Source organism: Goodfellowiella coeruleoviolacea, from assembly GCF_024171785.1.
Classification (GTDB): domain Bacteria; phylum Actinomycetota; class Actinomycetes; order Mycobacteriales; family Pseudonocardiaceae; genus Goodfellowiella; species Goodfellowiella coeruleoviolacea.
This window is the reverse complement of sequence record NZ_JAMTCK010000014.1, coordinates 148,009-166,359: the sequence shown is the minus strand read 5'-3', so window position 1 is coordinate 166,359 and position 18,351 is coordinate 148,009. Positions and strand designations below refer to the sequence as shown.

The window sequence follows — 18,351 nt, the reverse complement described above, 5'->3', positions numbered from 1 at the left end:
AGGCTCCGACGCTGGTGCGGTGAGTTGTGTCGTTTTTTTTGGCGCAATTCACTGGAAACAGCGCGGGCCGATTTTTTCGCGGATGAATTCCGCTCCTCGGTGCTGGTCTCGGCGTGCAGGCGCGTGAGCGAAACCAGGAGGCGACTTCATGGCGCGATCCGAGCTGATCCGGCCGCTGCCCGACCTGCTGCGGGCTCATGCGACGCGGCGCGGCGACAAGGTGGCCTTCGCCGACGCGCGGCGCGCCGTGACCTACGCGGAGCTGGAGCGCCGGACCGCGTGGCTGGCCGGCCACCTGGTGGCCGCCGGCCTGCCCCGCGGCGCCCGCGTCCTGTTCTGGCTCAACAACGGCGTCGAGACCATCGAGAGCTACCTGACCGCTGTCCGGGCCGGCGGCGTCGGCGTGCCGGTCCACCCCCGCACCTCCGCCGACGAACTGGCCTACCTGCTCGACGACAGCGGCGCCCAGGTGGTGATCACCGACGCCACCCACCTCGACCAGCTGCGCGCGGTGGCCGCCGACCGCGCCGGGCTGACCGTGGTGGTCGCCGGTGCCGCCGCACTGCCGAGTGGCGCGCTGGACTACGAGCGGCTGGCCACCACCGAACCGGCCGCCCCGGCCCGCGACGACCTCGCACTCGACGAGGTGGCGTGGATGCTCTACACCTCGGGCACCACCGGCCGCCCCAAGGGCGTGCTGTCCACCCAGGGCAGCTGCCTGTGGTCGGTGGCCGCCTGCTACGTGCCGATCCTCGGGTTGTCCGAGTCCGACCGGGTGCTCTGGCCGCTGCCGCTGACCCACTCCCTGGCGCACGTGCTCGGCCTGCACGGCGTGCTCGCCGTGGGCGCCACCGCGCGCATCGCCGACGGCTTCGCCAGCGACGAGATCACCCGGCTGATGCGCGAACAGCCGTACACCTTCCTGGTCGGCGTGCCCACCATGTACCACGACCTGCTCCGCCAGGCCCGGGGCGAGGGGCTGGACGCGTACGCGCTGCGGGTGTGCATGGTCACCGGCGCGGTCACCTCGGCCGCGCTGAGTCAGTCCTTTGAGGACACCTTCGGTGTTCGACTGGTCGACAGCTACGGCAGCACCGAGACCTGCGGCGCGATCACCATGAGCCGGCCGACCGGCGCGCTGGTGCCCGGCTCGTGCGGCACGGCCGTGCCCGGCTTGAAGGTGCGGGTGGTGGAGCCGAGGACCGGCGCGGACGTGGCCGACGGCGACGAGGGCGAGGTCTGGGTGCGCGGGCCGAACGTGATGCTCGGCTACCACAACCAGCCCGAGGCCACCGCCGCCGCGCTGCGCGACGGCTGGTACCACACCGGCGACCTGGCCCGCCGCGACGAACTCGGCCACCTCACCATCACCGGCCGCACCAAGGAGCTGATCATCCGCGGCGGCGAGAACATCCACCCCGTCGAGGTCGAGGACGTGGTGCGGACCGTGCCTGGCGTGGCCGACGTGGCCGTGGCCGGCAAGCCGCACACCCTGCTCGGTGAGGTCCCGGTCGCCTTCGTGGTGCCGGAAACCGCCGGGCGGGTCGACGCCGAACGCATCCTCGCGGTGTGCCGCGAGCGGCTGTCCTACTACAAGGTGCCCGACGAGATCCACGAGATCGCCGCGATCCCGCGCACCGCCTCCGGCAAGGTGGTGCGGCGCCGGCTGCTGGACGGGCCGAGCCGGCTGGTGGCGGCCAAGGACGCCGTGCACGAGTCACTGTTCCGAGTGGACTGGGTGCCGGTGGCCACCCGGCCGGCGCGGCTGACCGACGCCGCGCACTGGGTCGTGCTCGGCGCCGACGACCTCGGCCTGCCCGCACTGACCCACCCCGACCTTGCCGCGCTGCGCGCCGCCGTGGCCGGCGGCGCACCCGTGCCCGAGGTGGTGCTGGCCCCGCTGACCACCGCCACGCAGCCCGACGCCGGGGCGGCCGACGCGCGGAACCTGCTCGACGCCTGGGCCGCCGACCAACTCCTCGCCCCGGCCCGCCTGGTGGTGCTCACCCGGGGCGCCATCGCCGTCGGTGCCGGCGAGGACGTGCCGGATCTGGCGCACGCCCCGGTGTGGGGTGTGGTGCGCGCCGCGCTCGCCGCGCACCCGGACCGGCTGGCCCTGGTGGACGTGGACGAGAGCGGCCCCACCGACCTGATCGCCTCGGTGCGCGCGGGCGTGCCCCAGGTGGTGCTCCGCTCCGGGGTGCCGCGCTCGCCTCGCCTGGCCCCGGTGCCCGTCACCGCCGGCGCGGTGGCCCCGCGCGCGCTGGACGGCACCGTGCTGCTGGTCGGCGACGAGGACGGGCTCGCCGCGCACCTGACCGACCGGCACGGCGCCCGGCACGTGGTGTCCGTCGACCCGGCACTGGCCGCCGACCGGGACGCCGTGGCCGAGCTGCTGGCCACCCTGCCCGCCGAACACCCGCTGCGCGCCGTGGTGTACGCCGCCGACGCCGAGCCGGCCACCCGGATCGCCGGCGTGCTCGCGCTGCACCACCGCACCCGCGACCACGACCTGCGCGCGTTCGTGCTGTACTCCTCGGCCGCCTCCGTGCTGGGCGGTGCCGCCGACCGCCAGCGAGCCGGGGCCGACGCCCTGCTGGCCGCGCTCGCCCAGCACCGCAGGGCCAACGGCTTGCCCGCGGTCACACTCGCCTGGGGCAGCCGGGCCGGCGCTGCCGACGCCGGGACGGCGGACGGCACCGCACTGTCCACAACGGACCAGTTGGCCCTGCTGGACGCCGCGCTGGCCGCGGACCAGGCGGTGCTGCTGCCGGCCCACCTCGACCAGGCAACAGTGGACGCGTTCGGGCGTGCCTTCGACCACCGCGCCGAACCGGCACCGGCCGCTGGCGCGCACACCGGCCTGCGGGCCCGCGTCGCCGGTCTGGCCAGCGCCGAACAGCAGCGGTTGCTGCTCGCCCTGGTGCGCGCCGAGACCGCCGGTGTGCTCGGCCGGACCGACCCCGACCGGCTGGCCGCGCGCCGGTCGTTCAAGGAACTCGGCTTTGACTCGCGCTCGGCCGTGCTGCTGCGGGACCGGCTCGCCGCGGCCACCGGCCTGGCGCTGCCGGCCACCGCGGTCTTCGACCGCCCGACCCCGGCCGCGCTCGCCGAACACCTGCGCACCGAACTGCTCGGCGGGCCCGAACCGGCACCCGCTCCCGTGGCCTCCGCCGGCCCGGCGGACGAGCCCATCGCGATCGTGGGCATGGCCTGCCGCCTGCCTGGCGGCGTGACCTCACCGGACGAGCTGTGGGACCTGCTGTCCGCCGGTCGGGACGCGCTGTCCGAGTTCCCCACCGACCGGGGTTGGGACCTGGAGTCGCTGTTCCACCCCGACCCGGACCACCCGGGCACCTCCTACGTCCGGCGCGGTGGGTTCCTGCACGACGCGGGCGAGTTCGACGCCGAGTTCTTCGGCATCTCCCCGCGCGAGGCCCTGGCCACGGACCCGCAGCAGCGGTTGCTGCTGGAGACCGCCTGGGAGGCGGTGGAACGCGCCGGCATCGACCCGACCTCGTTGCGCGGCAGCCAAACCGGGGTGTTCGCCGGCGTGATGTTCCACGACTACGCCACCCGGATCGACCAGGCACCCGACGGTGTCGAGGGCTACCTGGGCACCGGCAGCGCGGGCAGCGTGGTGTCCGGTCGGGTGGCCTACACGCTGGGGTTGGAGGGGCCGGCGGTCACCGTGGACACGGCGTGTTCGTCGTCATTGGTGGCGCTGCACCTGGCGGCGCAGGCACTGCGCTCCGGCGAGTGCTCGCTGGCGCTGGCCGGTGGCGTCGCCGTGATGGCGACCCCGACGGTGTTCGTGGAGTTCAGCCGGCAGCGCGGGCTGGCGGCGGACGGCCGGTGCAAGTCGTTCGCGGCCGGCGCCGACGGCACCGGCTGGAGCGAGGGCGCCAGCCTGCTCGTGGTGGAGCGGCTGTCCGACGCGGTGCGCAACAACCACCCGGTGCTGGCCGTGGTCCGCGGCTCCGCGATCAACCAGGACGGCGCCAGCAACGGCCTGACCGCGCCGAGCGGCCCCGCCCAGGAGCGGGTGATCCGCGCCGCACTGGCCAACGCCGGCCTTGAACCGTCCGATGTGGACGCGGTCGAGGCGCACGGCACCGGCACCACCCTGGGCGACCCGATCGAGGCGCGGGCCCTGCTGGCGACCTACGGCCAGCGGCGGGACACCCCGCTGTGGCTGGGCTCGGTGAAGTCGAACATCGGCCACGCCCAGGCCGCGGCCGGGGTGACCGGGGTGATCAAGGTGGTCACCGCGCTGCGCCACGGGATGCTCCCGCGCACCCTGCACGTGGACCAGCCCACCCCGCACGTGGACTGGTCGACCGGGGCGGTGCGCCTGCTGACCGAACCCGTCGCCTGGCCGGCGGGCAACCGGCCGCGCCGGGCCGGGGTGTCGTCGTTCGGGGTGAGCGGCACCAACGCACATGTGATCATCGAAGAGGCACCCCAGGGCTATCCTGTTGCAGCTTTGGGGGGCCGACCGGGTGCGGGTGTCCCGCAGGACACTGTGGAGGCACCGGGTGCGGGTGTCCCGCAGGGCACTGTGGAGGCACCGGGGGCGGGTGCCCCGCAGGACACCGCGCGGGGTCCGGCTGGCGGGCCGGTGGCGTGGGTGCTGTCCGGTCGCACCGAGCGGGCGCTGCGGGCGCAGGCCGAGCGGCTCGCCTCCCACGTGGACGGACTTGACCCGGTTGACGTCGGCTACTCGCTGGCCACCACCCGGGCCTTCCTCGACCACCGCGCCGTGCTGGTCGGTGCCGACCGGGACGAGCTGGTCCGCGGCCTGCGGGCGGTCGCCGCCGGGGAGGCCGACAGCGGCGTCGCCGACCTCGACGGCGGACCGGTGTTCGTCTTTCCCGGCCAGGGCTCGCAGTGGGTGGGCATGGCGACCGAACTGCTGGCGGCCGAGCCGGTGTTCGCCAGGGCGATGGCCGAGTGCGCCGAGGCCATCGAGGCGCACGTGGACTGGTCGGTGCTGGACGCGTTGTCCGGGCCGATGGACCGGGTGGACGTGGTGCAGCCGGTGCTGTTCGCGGTGCTGGTGTCGTTGGCCGAGTTGTGGCGCGCGCACGGGGTCGAACCGGCTGCCGTGCTGGGCCACTCGCAGGGCGAGATCGCCGCGGCCTGCGTGGCCGGTGCGCTGTCCCTTGCGGACGCGGCGCGCGTGGTGGTGCTGCGTTCCCGGCTGATCGCGGAGGAGCTGGCCGGCCGGGGCGGGATGGTGTCGGTGGCCCTGCCCGTCGAGGACGTGCTGGCCAGGATCGAGCAGTGGGTCGGCCGGGTGTCCGTGGCCGCGGCGAACGGCCCGTTCTCGACGGTGGTGTCCGGTGAACCGGACGCGCTGGCCGAACTGGTGGCCGTCTGCACCGCCGAGGACGTCAGGGCCAGGACGATTCCGGTGGACTACGCGTCCCACTCCGCACAGGTGGAACTGGTCCGGGACCGGCTGCTGGCCGCGTTGGCCGACCTCGCCCCGACCGCCCCGCGCGTCCCGTTCTTCTCCACGGTGACCGGCGACTGGCTGTCCGGGTCCACAGTGGACGCCGAGTACTGGTACACGAACCTGCGCCAGACCGTGCGGTTCGGCGACGCCGTGCGGAGCCTGGTCGACCAGGGGCACCGGGCGTTCATCGAGGTCAGCCCGCACCCGGTGCTGACCATGAGCATCGAGGAAACCCTGACCGACGGGCTGGTGCTCGGCACGCTGCGCCGCGACGACGGCGGCCTCGACCGCTACCTGCGGTCACTGGGCCAGGCCCACGCCCGGGGTCTGGCGGTGGACTGGGCGGCGGTGTTCGCCGGTCGCGGGCAGCGCGTTGACCTGCCGACCTACCCGTTCCAGCGGCAGCGGTACTGGCTGGAGTCCGGGCGCGGCCCCGGCGACGCCGCCGGGCTGGGGCTGAGTTCCGCCGACCACCCGCTGCTGGGCGCGGCCGTGCGCCTGGCCGACGGTGACGGACTGGTGCTGACCGGCCGGCTGTCGGTGCGGACCCACCCGTGGCTGGCCGACCACGTGGTGCTCGGCACGGTCATCGTGCCCGGTTCCGCGTTCGTGGAACTGGCCATGCGCGCCGCCGACGAGGTGGGCTGCGACCAGCTCGACGAGCTGACCCTGGAGACACCGCTGGTGCTCGCCGAGGACGCGGGCGTGCGGATCCAGGTCCTGGTCGGCGCGCCAGACCACAGTGGACACCGGACGGTGACCATCCACTCGCGACCGGCCGGTGCCGACGCCGACCAGCCGTGGACGCGGCACGCCAGCGGCCTGCTGGCGCCGGACGGGCAGCGGAGTGCGCTGCGGGTCGAGGCGACCGAGTTGGCGGTGTGGCCGCCGCAGGGCGCCGAGCCGATCCCGGTCGAGGACTTCTACGAGCGGCTGGCCGACACCGGCCTCGGCTACGGCCCGGCGTTCCAGGGCCTGGTGGCGGCGTGGCGGCGGGACGGCGAGGTGTTCACCGAGATCCACCTGCCCGCGCACCTGCAGGACCAGGCCGGGCGGTTCGGCGTTCACCCGGCCGTGCTCGACGCGGCCGTGCACGGCATGGACCTCGGCCTGATCGAACCGGGGGAGCGGCGGTTGGCGTTCGCCTGGAACGGTGTCACCCTGCACGCCTCGGGCGCCGCGACCCTGCGGGTGCGGCTCGCCTCGGCCGGCCAGGACGCGGTGTCGCTGCTGGCCGCCGACTCGTCCGGGGCGCCGGTGATCTCGGTGGCGGCGCTGACCGTGCGCGCGGTCCCGGCCGGGAAGCTGGGCGCTGCCCGGGCACACCGCGACGCACTGTTCCGAGTGGACTGGCGGCCGGTGGCCGTTGACCGGCCGGCCGCGCTGCACTGGGCCGTGCTGGGCGGCGCCGACCCCCGGCTGGACGGCTGGCTGACCGCCGCTGGCGAGCAGGCCAGGGGCTACCCGGACGTGGCCGCCCTGGGCGCGGCGGTGGCCGCCGGCGAACCCGCGCCCGACGCGGTGCTGCTGACCTGCCCGACCGGAACCGGTGTGCTCGCGGGCGACACCGGTGCCGCACTGGCCAGTTCGGTGCGGCAGGTGCTCGACGAGGTGCTGGCCCAACTGCGGTGCTGGCTGGCGGACGAGCGGTTCACCACCACCCGCCTGGTCGTGCTGACCACGAACGCGGTGGCCACCTCGACCGAGGCCGCCCCACCGGACCTGGCGCAGGCACCGGTCTGGGGACTGCTGCGCTCGGCCCAGTCCGAACACCCCGGCCGGATCACCCTGGTCGATGTGGACGGTGAGGACGGCTCGCACTGGAGCCTGCCCGAAGCCCTGGCCGTGACCGAGCCCCAGGTGGCGGTGCGCGCCGGCCGGGTACTGGTGCCCCGGCTCACGCGAGTGGCAACCGACGGCACGGTCCCGGTGCTCAACCCCGAGGGCACCGCGCTGGTCACCGGCGCCACCGGCGGGCTGGGCCGGCTGGTGGCCAGGCACCTGGTGACCGCGCACCGCGTGCACCACCTGCTGCTGCTGTCCCGCGCCGGCGAGGACCAGGAGCTGACCGCCGAACTCACCGGCATGGGCGCCGAGGTCACCTGGGCGGCCTGCGACGTGGCCGACCGGGACGCGCTGTCCCGGCTGCTGGCCGACATCCCCGAACAGCACCCGCTGACCGCCGTGCTGCACACCGCCGGCGTGGTGGCCGACGGACTGGTCGAGTCCCTGACCGCCGAGCAGGTGGACGCGGTGCTGCGGCCCAAAGTGGACGGTGCGCTGCACCTGCACGAGCTGACCGCGGATCTGGACCTGGCCGCGTTCGTGCTGTTCTCCTCGGCCGCCACCACCTTCGGCGCGCCGGGGCAGGGCAACTACGCGGCGGCCAACGCCTTCCTGGACGCACTGGCCCAGCACCGGCGGTCCCTCGGCCTGCCGGCGGTGTCACTGGCCTGGGGCCTGTGGGCCGAGGCCAGGGGCATGGGCGGCCGACTGCACGAGGCCGACCTGGCCAGGATGGCGCGCGGCGGCACGCTGGCGCTGTCGGCCGACCAGGCACTGGCCCTGCTCGACGCCGGAATGGGCCTTGGCGAGGCCAGTCTGGTGCCGGTCCGCCTGGACATCGCGGCGCTGCGGGCCCAGGGCGCGGCCACACCCGAACTGCTGCGCGGCCTGGCCCCGGTCCGGTCCCGGCGCACCGCCCGCTCCGGTGCTGGTGCCCTCGGCGGTGACGCCGACCTGGCCGGGCGGCTGGCCGGACTGTCCACAGCGGACCGCTCAAGGGCGCTGCTGGACCTGGTGCTGGCCAACGCGGCCACCGTGCTCGGCCACGCCCCGGGCACCGACATCGATCCGGCGCGGCCGTTCAAGGACCTCGGGTTCGACTCGCTGACCGCGGTCGAGTTGCGCAACCGGCTCAACACCGCCACCGGGCTGCGCCTGCTGCCCACCCTGATCTTCAACCACCCCACGCCGGTCGCCCTGGCCGACCACCTGGCCGAGGAACTGTTCGGCGGCCAGGACCCGGCCGACACCGGCCGGAGCAGGGTCGGCGCGGCCACCACCGACGACCCGGTGGTGATCGTGGCCATGAGCTGCCGGTTCCCCGGCGGGGTGAACTCGCCCGAGGACCTGTGGCGGGTGGTGGCCGACGAGGTGGACGTGATCGGCCCGATGCCCACCGACCGCGGCTGGGACCTGGACGGGCTCTACCACCCCGACCCCGACCAGCCGGGCAGGACCTACCTGCTGGAAGGCGGTTTCCTCGACGGCCTCGGCGAGTTCGACCCCCAGTTCTTCGGCATCAACCCGCGTGAGGCGCTGGCCATGGACCCGCAGCAGCGGCTGCTGCTGGAGACCGCGTGGGAGGTGTTCGAACGCGCCGGCATCGACCCGGCGACACTGCGCGGCACACCGGTGGGCGTGTTCGCCGGCACGCACGGCCAGGACTACGGCGCGCTGCTCGCCGCGGCCCCGCCCGACCTGGAGGGCTACAAGGCGACCGGCACCGCCGGCAGCGTCTTCTCCGGCCGGCTGTCCTACACCTTCGGCCTGGAGGGGCCCGCGGTCACCGTGGACACGGCCTGCTCGGCCTCGCTGGTCGCCCTGCACCAGGCCGCGCAGGCGCTGCGCGCCGGTGAGTGCGACATGGCCCTGGTCGGCGCGGCCTCGGTGATGTCCACTCCGGACCCGTTCGTCATGTTCAGCCGGCAGCGGGTGCTCGCCGTGGACGGCCGGTGCAAGTCGTTCTCGGCAACGGCCAACGGCACGGGCATGTCCGAGGGCGTTGGCATGCTCCTGGTGGAGCGGCTGTCCGACGCCCGGCGCAACGGCCACCCGGTGCTGGCGGTGCTCCGCGGCAGCGCGGTCAACCAGGACGGCGCCAGCAACGGCCTGACCGCGCCGCACGGCCCGTCCCAGGAACGCGTGCTGCGCCAGGCACTGGCCAACGCACGACTGTCCACATCCGACATCGACGTGGTGGAGGCGCACGGCACCGGCACCGCGCTGGGCGACCCGATCGAGGCGGACGCGCTGCTGGCCACCTACGGCCAGGACCGCGAAGAGCCGCTCTGGCTGGGCTCGGTCAAGTCCAACCTCGGCCACACCCAGGCGGCGGCCGGCATGGCCGGCTTGATCAAGATGGTGCTGGCCATCCAGCACCGCACCCTGCCCAGGACGCTGCACGTGGCCGAGCCGTCGCCGAACGTGGACTGGTCCACCGGTGCGGTGCGGGTGCTCACCGAGGCGCGGGAGTGGCCGGACCCCGGCCGTCCGCGCCGCGCCGGGGTGTCCTCGTTCGGCATCAGCGGCACCAACGCCCACGTGATCCTGGAAGAGGCGCCGCGGGTCGTCGACGCGCTGGCCGAGGCACCCGCCGACCGGGAGAACTCCTCGACGCTGCCGCTGCTGCTGTCCGGCAAGACCGAGGACGCCCTGCGTGCCCAGGCCGGCCGGCTGCGCGAGCACCTGACCGCCCACCCCGAACTCGCCCTGCCGGACGTGGCCTTCTCCCTGGCCACCACCAGGGTCGCGTTCGACCACCGGGCCGCGGTGCGCGCCGAGGACCGCGAGCAGTGCCTGGCCGGGCTGGCCGCGCTGGCCGCCGGGGGCACCGCGCCGACCGTGGTGCGCGGCCTCGCCGCCGGGAACGGCAAGCTGGCCATGGTGTTCCCCGGTCAGGGCTCGCAGTGGCCGGACATGGCGCGGTCGCTGCTGGACTCCTCGCCGGTGTTCGCCGCCAGGCTGGCCGAGTGCGCCGACGCGCTGGCGCCGTTCGTGGACTTCGCGGTGCTGGACGTGCTGCGCCGGGTGCCTGGCGCGCCCGAACTGGACCGGCTGTCCGTGGTGCAGCCGGTGCTGTTCGCGGTGATGGTGTCGCTGGCCGAGGTGTGGCGCGCGCACGGGGTGCGGCCGGTCGCGGTGGTCGGCCACTCCCAGGGTGAGGTGGCCGCCGCCTGCGTGGCCGGCGTGCTGTCCCTGTCGGACGCCGCCCGGGTGGTGGCACTGCGCTCACGGCTGATCGACCAGGAGCTGTCCGGGCAGGGCGGGGTGGTGTCGGTGTCGCTGTCCGCGGCCGACCTGGAACCGCGACTGGCCCGCTGGGGCGACCGGCTGTCCATCGCCGCCATCAACGGACCGGCCTCGCTCGCGGTGTCCGGCGAGTCCGACGCGCTGGACGAACTCATGGCCGAACTGTCCGAACAGGACATCCGGGCCCGGCGGATCAGGGGCGCGCACGCCGCCGGCCACTCCGCCCAGATGGAGGTGCTGCGGGAGCGGTTGCTCAGCGAACTGGCCCCGGTCGCGCCCCAGCGGTCGACGATCCCGTTCTACTCCACGGTGACCGGTGGCCTGGTGGCCGACACCACCACGATGGACGCCGAGTACTGGTACCGCAACGCCCGCCAGCCGGTGCTGTTCGAGCAGACCGTGCGCGCACTGGCCACCGCGGGGCACGGCACGTTCATCGAGTCCAGCCCGCACCCGGTGCTGGCCGCGGTGATCCAGGAGACCGTGGACAGCGCGGTGGTCGTTGGCACGCTGCGCCGCGACGAGGGCGACCGGTTCCCCACCTCACTGGCGGAGGCGCACGCGCACGGCGTTGCCGTGGACTGGACGAGCGCGCTGCCCGGCGGCGCCAGCCGGGTCGACCTGCCCACCTACCCGTTCCAACGCCAGCGCTACTGGCTGGACGTGCCGGCCCGGGCCGGTGACGTGGCCGCCACCGGCCTGGTCGCCACCGAACACCCCTTGCTCGGCGCGGCGGTCGCCGTGCCCGACCTGTCCGCGATCCTGCTCACCGGGCGGGTCAGCGCGCACACCCACCCGTGGCTGGTGGCGGGCGAGCCCACCGCCGCCCTGGTGGAGATGGTGTTCCGGGCCGGGGAGGAGGTCGGCTGCGACCAGATCACCGAACTGACCGTGGACACCCCGCTCGTGCTCGCCGACCACGCCTCGCTCAGCGTCCAGGTGCTCGTCACCGACCAGGACGACACCGGCCGGCGGACCGTGACCGTCCACTCGCGACCCGACGCCGACCAGCCGTGGACCAGGCACGCCACCGCCGCGCTGGGCGTCGGCGGCCCCGCCGCGCCGGTGGAGTTGGGGACGTGGCCGCCGGCCGGCGCGAACCCGGTCCCGGACGCGCCGTTCCCGGCGTGGCAGCGCGGCACCGAGCTGTTCGCCGACCTCGACCTGCCGGAGCAGTCCCGGCCCGAGGCCGAGGACTACGGCCTGCACCCGGCACTGCTGGACCTGGCCCTGCACGCGGCCGGACTGGCCCTGGGCACCGAGGAGACCGCCGCGCACTGGCGGGACGTGCGGTTGTCCGCCACCGGCGCGACCCGGCTGCGGGTCCGCGTCACCGCCACCCCGGCGGAGCAGGCGGCGGCCAGCGCGGGCACGGTGTCCCTGCTCGCCGCCGACGAGACCGGAGCGGCCGTGCTCACCGCGGCCCGCATCGAGTTCCGCCCGATCACCACCGCGCCGACGGCCGGTCCGGGCGACGCGCTGTTCCGGCTCGACTGGACCCCGCTGGCGCTGCCGGCCACCGCGTCCGCCGAACCGACCGGCCACTGGGTCACCCTCGGCGAGCAGTACCCGGACCTGAGCGCGCTGGCCGAGGCGATCAGCGCGGGCGCGGCCGTGCCGGATGTCGTGGTGCTGCCCCGGATCGGGACCACCGGCACCGCCGCGGACGTGCCCGCCTCGGCCCACGCCACCACCCACGACGTGCTCGACCAGCTGCGCACGTGGTTGGCGGACGAGCGGTTCGGCCGCGCCCGGCTGGTCGTGCTGACCCGCGGCGCGGTGAGCACCGGAACCGGCGACGGCGCTCCGGACCTGGCGCACGCCCCGACCTGGGGACTGCTGCGCTCGGCCCAGTCGGAGAACCCGGACCGGCTGGTCCTGGTCGACGTGGACGCCCACGAGGCGTCCCAGAACCTGGTACCGGCCGCCGTCGCCACCGGTGAACCCCAACTGGCCGTGCGCGCGGGCACCGCCCACGCCCCCCGCCTGGGCAGGGCCGCGGTCCCCGCGACCACCCGCGAACTCGATCCACAGGGGACGGTGCTGGTCACCGGCGGCACCGGCGCGCTGGGCCGGCTGCTGGCCAGGCACCTGGTCACCGCGCACGGCGTGCGCCACCTGCTGCTGACCAGCCGGCACGGCGGCCACCAGGACCTGGTCGACGAACTGGCCGCACTGGGCGCCTCGGTCGCCGTCGCCGCCTGCGACTCGGCCGACCGCGACGAGGTGGCCGCGCTGCTGGCCGGCGTGTCCCCGGAGCACCCGCTGACCGCGGTGGTGCACGCGGCCGGCGTGCTCGACGACGGCGTGGTCACCTCGCTGACCGCCGAGCAGGTGGACGCGGTGCTGCGGCCCAAAGTGGACGGTGCGTGGCACCTGCACGAGCTGACCAGGGAACTGGACCTGTCCCTGTTCGTGCTGTTCTCCTCGGGCGCGGCCACCTTCGGTTCACCGGGGCAGGGCAACTACGCGGCGGCCAACGCCTTCCTGGACGCACTGGCCCAGCACCGGCGCTCCCTCGGCCTGCCGGCGGTGTCACTGGCCTGGGGCCTGTGGGCCGAGCGCGGCGGCACCGCCCGCGACCTGGACGACACCGATCTGGCCCGGATGGCCCGCAACGGCACCAGGGAGATCTCCGCCGAGCAGGGCCTGGCCCTGTTCGACGCCGCCACCGCCGTCGAGGACCAGGCGGTGCTGGTGCCGACCCGACTGGACCTGGCCGTGCTGCGCGGCAAGGCCAGGGACGGGTCCCTGCCGGCGCTGCTGCACGGCCTGGTCCGCGCTCGGGCGCGGCGGGCCACCGGAGCCGAGACCTCGTCGCTGGTCGCGCGACTGGCCGGACTGTCCGCTGTGGACCGCGCCGACCGCCTGCTGGACCTGGTGCGCGCCAGCGCGGCCACCGTCCTCGGACACACCGACCCGGGCGCGATCGGCGCCCGCCGGGCCTTCAAGGAACTCGGGTTCGACTCGCTGACCGCGGTCGAGTTCCGCAACCGCCTGCAGAGCGCCACCGATTTGCGCCTGCCAGCCACCCTGGTCTTCGACCACCCGACACCCGAGGCGGTCGCCGAGCACCTGGCCGCCGAACTGTTCGGCCAGCGGGCCGCGGCCGACGAGCCGGCCACGGTGGACGCACCGGCCGGGGCTGACGAACCGATCGCGATCGTCGCGATGAGCTGCCGGCTGCCCGGTGGGATCCGGTCCCCGGAGGACCTCTGGGACCTGCTCGTCTCCGGTGGCGACGCCATCGGCGGACTGCCGGACAACCGCGGCTGGGACCTGGACGAGCTGTACCACCCCGACCCGGACCACGCGGGCACCAGCTACTGCCGGGCCGGTGGCTTCCTGACCGACGCGGCCGACTTCGACGCCGGCTTCTTCGGCATCAGCCCGCGCGAGGCCGTGGTGATGGACCCGCAGCAGCGGCTGCTGCTGGAGACCGCGTGGGAGGTGCTGGAGCGGGCGGGCATCGACCCGACGACCCTGCGCGGCAGCCGCACCGGCGTGTTCACCGGCACCAGCGGCCAGGACTACGCCAACCTCGCCGGCAACGTGCCCGAGGCAGACCAGGGCTACCTGGTCACCAGCACCGGCGCCAGCGTGATGTCCGGCCGCATCTCCTACCTGCTCGGCCTGGAGGGGCCGGCGATCAGCGTGGACACCGCGTGCTCGTCGTCGCTGGTGGCGCTGCACCTGGCCGCGCAGGCCCTGCGGGCCGGCGAGTGCACGCTGGCCCTGGCCGGCGGGGTGACCGTGCTGGCGACACCGCAGACCCTGATCGCGGCCAGCCGGCAGCGCGGCATCGCCCCGGACGGCCGGTGCAAGGCGTTCTCCGACCAGGCCGACGGGTTCGGCATGGCCGAGGGAGCCGGCCTGCTGCTGCTGGAGAAGCTGTCCGACGCCCAGCGCAACGGGCACACCGTGCTGGCCGTGCTCCGCGGTTCCGCGGTCAACCAGGACGGCGCCAGCAACGGCCTGACCGCCCCGAACGGTCCGTCACAGCAACGGGTGATCCGGCAGGCGCTGGCCAGCGCCCGGCTGTCCACAGCGGACATCGACGCGGTGGAGGCGCACGGCACCGGCACCGCACTGGGCGACCCGATCGAGGCGCAGGCGCTGCTGGCCACCTACGGGCAGGACCGCGACCGTCCACTGTGGCTGGGCACGGTGAAGTCCAACATCGGCCACACCCTGGGCGCGGCCGGCGTGGCCGGGGTGATCAAGACCGTGCTGGCCATCCAGCACGGGACGCTGCCCAGGACACTGCACGTCGACCAGCCGACGTCGCACGTGGACTGGTCGGCCGGGTCGGTGCGGCTGCTGAGCGAAGCCGTCCCGTGGCCACAGACCGGGCGGCCGCGGCGAGCCGGGGTGTCCTCGTTCGGCATCAGCGGCACCAACGCGCACGCCATCATCGAGCAGGCGCCCGCGGCCGCGCCCACCGCCACCGCGCCGAGCACCCTGTCCGGCCCGGTGCCCCTGCTGCTGTCCGCCCGGGGTGCGGACGCCCTGCGCGCCCAGGCGCGGCGGCTGGCCGCACGCGTGGCCGACGACCCCGAGTTCGACCTGGCCGACCTCGGCTACTCGCTGGCCACCAGCCGGGCCGCACTGGAGCACCGGGCCGCGATCATCGCCGCCGACCACGACGAGCTGCGGCACGCGCTCGACGTGCTCGCCGCCGACGGGGTGGCCGCGAGCGTGCTGCGCGGCGTGGTCCGCGACGAGACCAGGACCGCGTTCGTGTTCTCCGGCCAGGGTTCCCAGCGGCCGGGCATGGGCCGTGAACTGCACGCGACCCACCCGGCGTTCGCGCGGGCCTTCGACGAGGTCTGCGCCGAACTGGACCGGCACCTGGCCGGCCACGTCGACCGGCCGGTCCGCGACGTGGTGTTCGCGGCCGAGGACAGCGCCGACGCCGAACTGGTCGACCAGACCGTGTTCACCCAGGCCGGCCTGTTCGCGTTCGAGGTGGCGCTGTACCGGCTGCTCACCGGGTGGGGACTGCGGCCGGACTACCTGATCGGCCACTCCATCGGCGAACTGGCCGCGGCGCACGTCGCCGGGGTGCTCGACCTCGCCGACGCCGCCGCGCTGGTCGCGGCCAGGGGACGGCTGATGCAGGCCCTGCCCAGCGGTGGTGCCATGGTCTCGGTGCTGGCCGCCGAAGCCGACGTGCTGGAACTGCTGGACGAGCACGTCGCCGTCGCGGCCGTGAACGGTCCACAGTCGACGGTGATCTCCGGCGCGGTGGACGCGGTGAACCGGGTGGCCGAGGAACTGGCCGCCAGGGGCCACAAGACCAGGCGGCTGCGGGTCAGCCACGCGTTCCACTCACCGCTGATGGAGCCGGTGCTCGCCGAGTTCACCCGGATCGCGCAGGGCCTGACGTTCCACGCGCCCCAACTGCCCCTGGTGTCCAACCTCACCGGGCGGGCGGTCACCGACGAGGTCCGTTCGGCCGAGTACTGGGCGCGGCACGTCCGCGCGGCCGTGCGCTTCCAGGACGGGGTGCGCTGGCTGGCCGGGCAGGGCGTGAACACCTTCCTGGAGATCGGCCCGGACGGGGTGGCCACCGCCATGGCCAGGGACTGCCTCGACCAGTCGGCCCTGCTGGTGGCCGCCTCCCGCAAGGACCGCCCGGAGCCGGCGGCGCTGATCACCGCGCTGGCCCGGCTGCACACCCAGGGCACCACGCTCGACTGGGCAGCCGTGTTCGGCGGCGGACACCGGGTGGACCTGCCCACCTACGCCTTCCAGCACCGCCGCTACTGGCTGGACGGCCAGGGCGACACACCGTCCGGTGTGGACTCCTGGCGGTACCGGGCGGTGTGGCGGCAGACCGAGGAGTTTGGCCGCCCAGCACTGGCCGGCCACTGGCTGGTGGTGGTGCCCTCGGGTGGCTCGGACAGCGAGTGGCTGTCCTGGTCGTCGAGCGCGCTGGCCGGCTTCGGCGCCGAGGTGACCACCGTGGACCTGGACGTCACCGAGGACCGCGCCGCGCTCACCGCCCGCCTCGCCGCGCTGCCCACCCCGGTCAGCGGGGTGTTCTCCCTGCTGGGACTGGACGAACGGGCGCACCCGGAGCACCCGTCGGCCTCGCGCGGCCTGTCCGCCACCGCCGTGCTGTTGCAGGCGCTGGGCGACGCCGGGGTGACGGCACCGCTGTGGTGCGCCACCGAAGGCGCGGTGGCCACCGCACCCGGCGAGCAGGTGACCGGCCTGGTGCAGGCCCAGCTGTGGGGCTTCGGCCGGGTCGCCGCCCTGGAGTACCCGACCCGGTGGGGCGGCCTGATCGACCTGCCGTGGTCACTGGGCGAGGCCAACCTGGCCCGGGTGGCCACCGTCCTGTCCGGAGCGACCGGGGAGGACCAGGTGGCCGTGCGCGACCACGGCATCCTGGCCCGCCGACTGGTCCCCGCCTCGGTCGCGGAGAACCCGGTCACCTCCTGGAAACCCAGTGGCACCGTGCTGGTCACCGGTGGCACCGGCGCGCTGGGCGGCCACGTGTCCCGGTGGCTGGCCGCGGCCGGCGCCGACCACCTGCTGCTGACCAGCCGGCGCGGCCAGGACGCGCCGGGCGCGGCCGAGTTGGTCGCCGAACTCACCGAACTCGGTGCCCGCGTCACCGTGGTCGCCTGCGACATGGCGGAGCGGGACCGGGTGGCCGAGCTGCTGGAGTCGGTGCCCGAGGAGTTCCCGTTGACCGCGGTGGTGCACACCGCCGGCGTGGTGGCCGACGGCATCATCGACTCGATGACGCCGGCGCGCATCGCGGAGGTGATGCGCCCCAAGGCCGATGCCGCGCTGCACCTGCACGAGCTGACCAGGCACCTGGACCTGTCCGCGTTCGTCCTGTACGCGGCCATGGCCGGCGCGGTGGGCAGCCCGGGCCAGGGCAACTACGCGGCGGCGAACACCTTCCTGGACGCGCTCGCCGAGCACCGCAGGGCCCAGGGCCTGGTCGCCACCTCGGTGTCCTGGGGCTGGTGGGAAGGCGAGGGCATGGCCAAGCTGGACGGCGTCGACCAGTCCCGGTTGCGCCGCAACGGGTTGCGGCCGATGGCGCCGCAGCGCGCGGTGCGGGCGCTGAGCCGGGCACTGGACCACGACGACACCACCCTGCTGGTGACCAATGTGGACTGGCCCGGGTTCGTGCCCACGTTCACCTCGACCCGGCCCAGTCCGCTGCTGGAGCTGATGTCGGCCGAGCGCGCACCGTCCACCACGGACGCCCGTCCGGCACCCGTCGAGCCCGAGCCCTCGGCGCTGGCCCAGCGGCTGGTCGGGGCGGGTGAGGCCGAGCGGGACCGGATCGTGCTGGAGATCGTGTGCGCACACGTGGCCGAGGTGCTCGGCTACGGCGCCAACGACCCGGTCGAGGTCAACCGCGGCTTCCTGGAACTGGGCTTCGACTCGCTGACCGCGGTGGAACTGCGCAACCAGCTGGCCGCCCGCACCGGGCTGCAACTGCCGCCCACGCTCATCTTCGACTACCCCAACCCGGCGGCACTGGCCGACCGGCTGCGCGAGCACCTGGTGGCGCAGCTCGCGTCCGGTTCGGACACCGACCCGAGGGAGGCCGAGATCCGCGGCATCCTGGCGGCCATCCCGCTCAACCGACTGGCGGAGGCGGGCCTGCTCGACGACCTGCTGAACCTGGGCCGCGCGGGCACCGGTGGCAGCGCCGGCGAGACCGACGGCGACAGCCCGACCACCAACGGCGACACCGCACCCCCCGACGCCGACCTGATCGACGACCTGGACGTCGCGAGCCTGGTCGCCCTGGCGCGGGAAAACCTTGAGTCATGACGGAGCACACCATGACCGACACCGCCAACCCGGACGTCGTCGCGGCA

1 protein-coding gene is annotated in these 18,351 nt (G+C 74.8%); it reads left to right on the top strand.

Annotated elements, in window-relative coordinates; all coding sequences use genetic code 11:
* The first annotated feature begins 148 nt into the window (after positions 1–148).
* Complete coding sequence (locus LX83_RS27385; RefSeq protein WP_301328999.1) at positions 149–18,304, top strand: type I polyketide synthase; 18,156 nt, start codon at positions 149–151, stop codon at positions 18,302–18,304.
* Positions 18,305–18,351: the final 47 nt, after the last annotated feature.

Excerpts from the sequence above, each read along its gene's own strand:
- LX83_RS27385 (WP_301328999.1), top strand. The coding sequence starts at position 149 with ATGGCGCGATCCGAGCTGATCCGGCCGCTGCCCGACCTGCTGCGGGCT.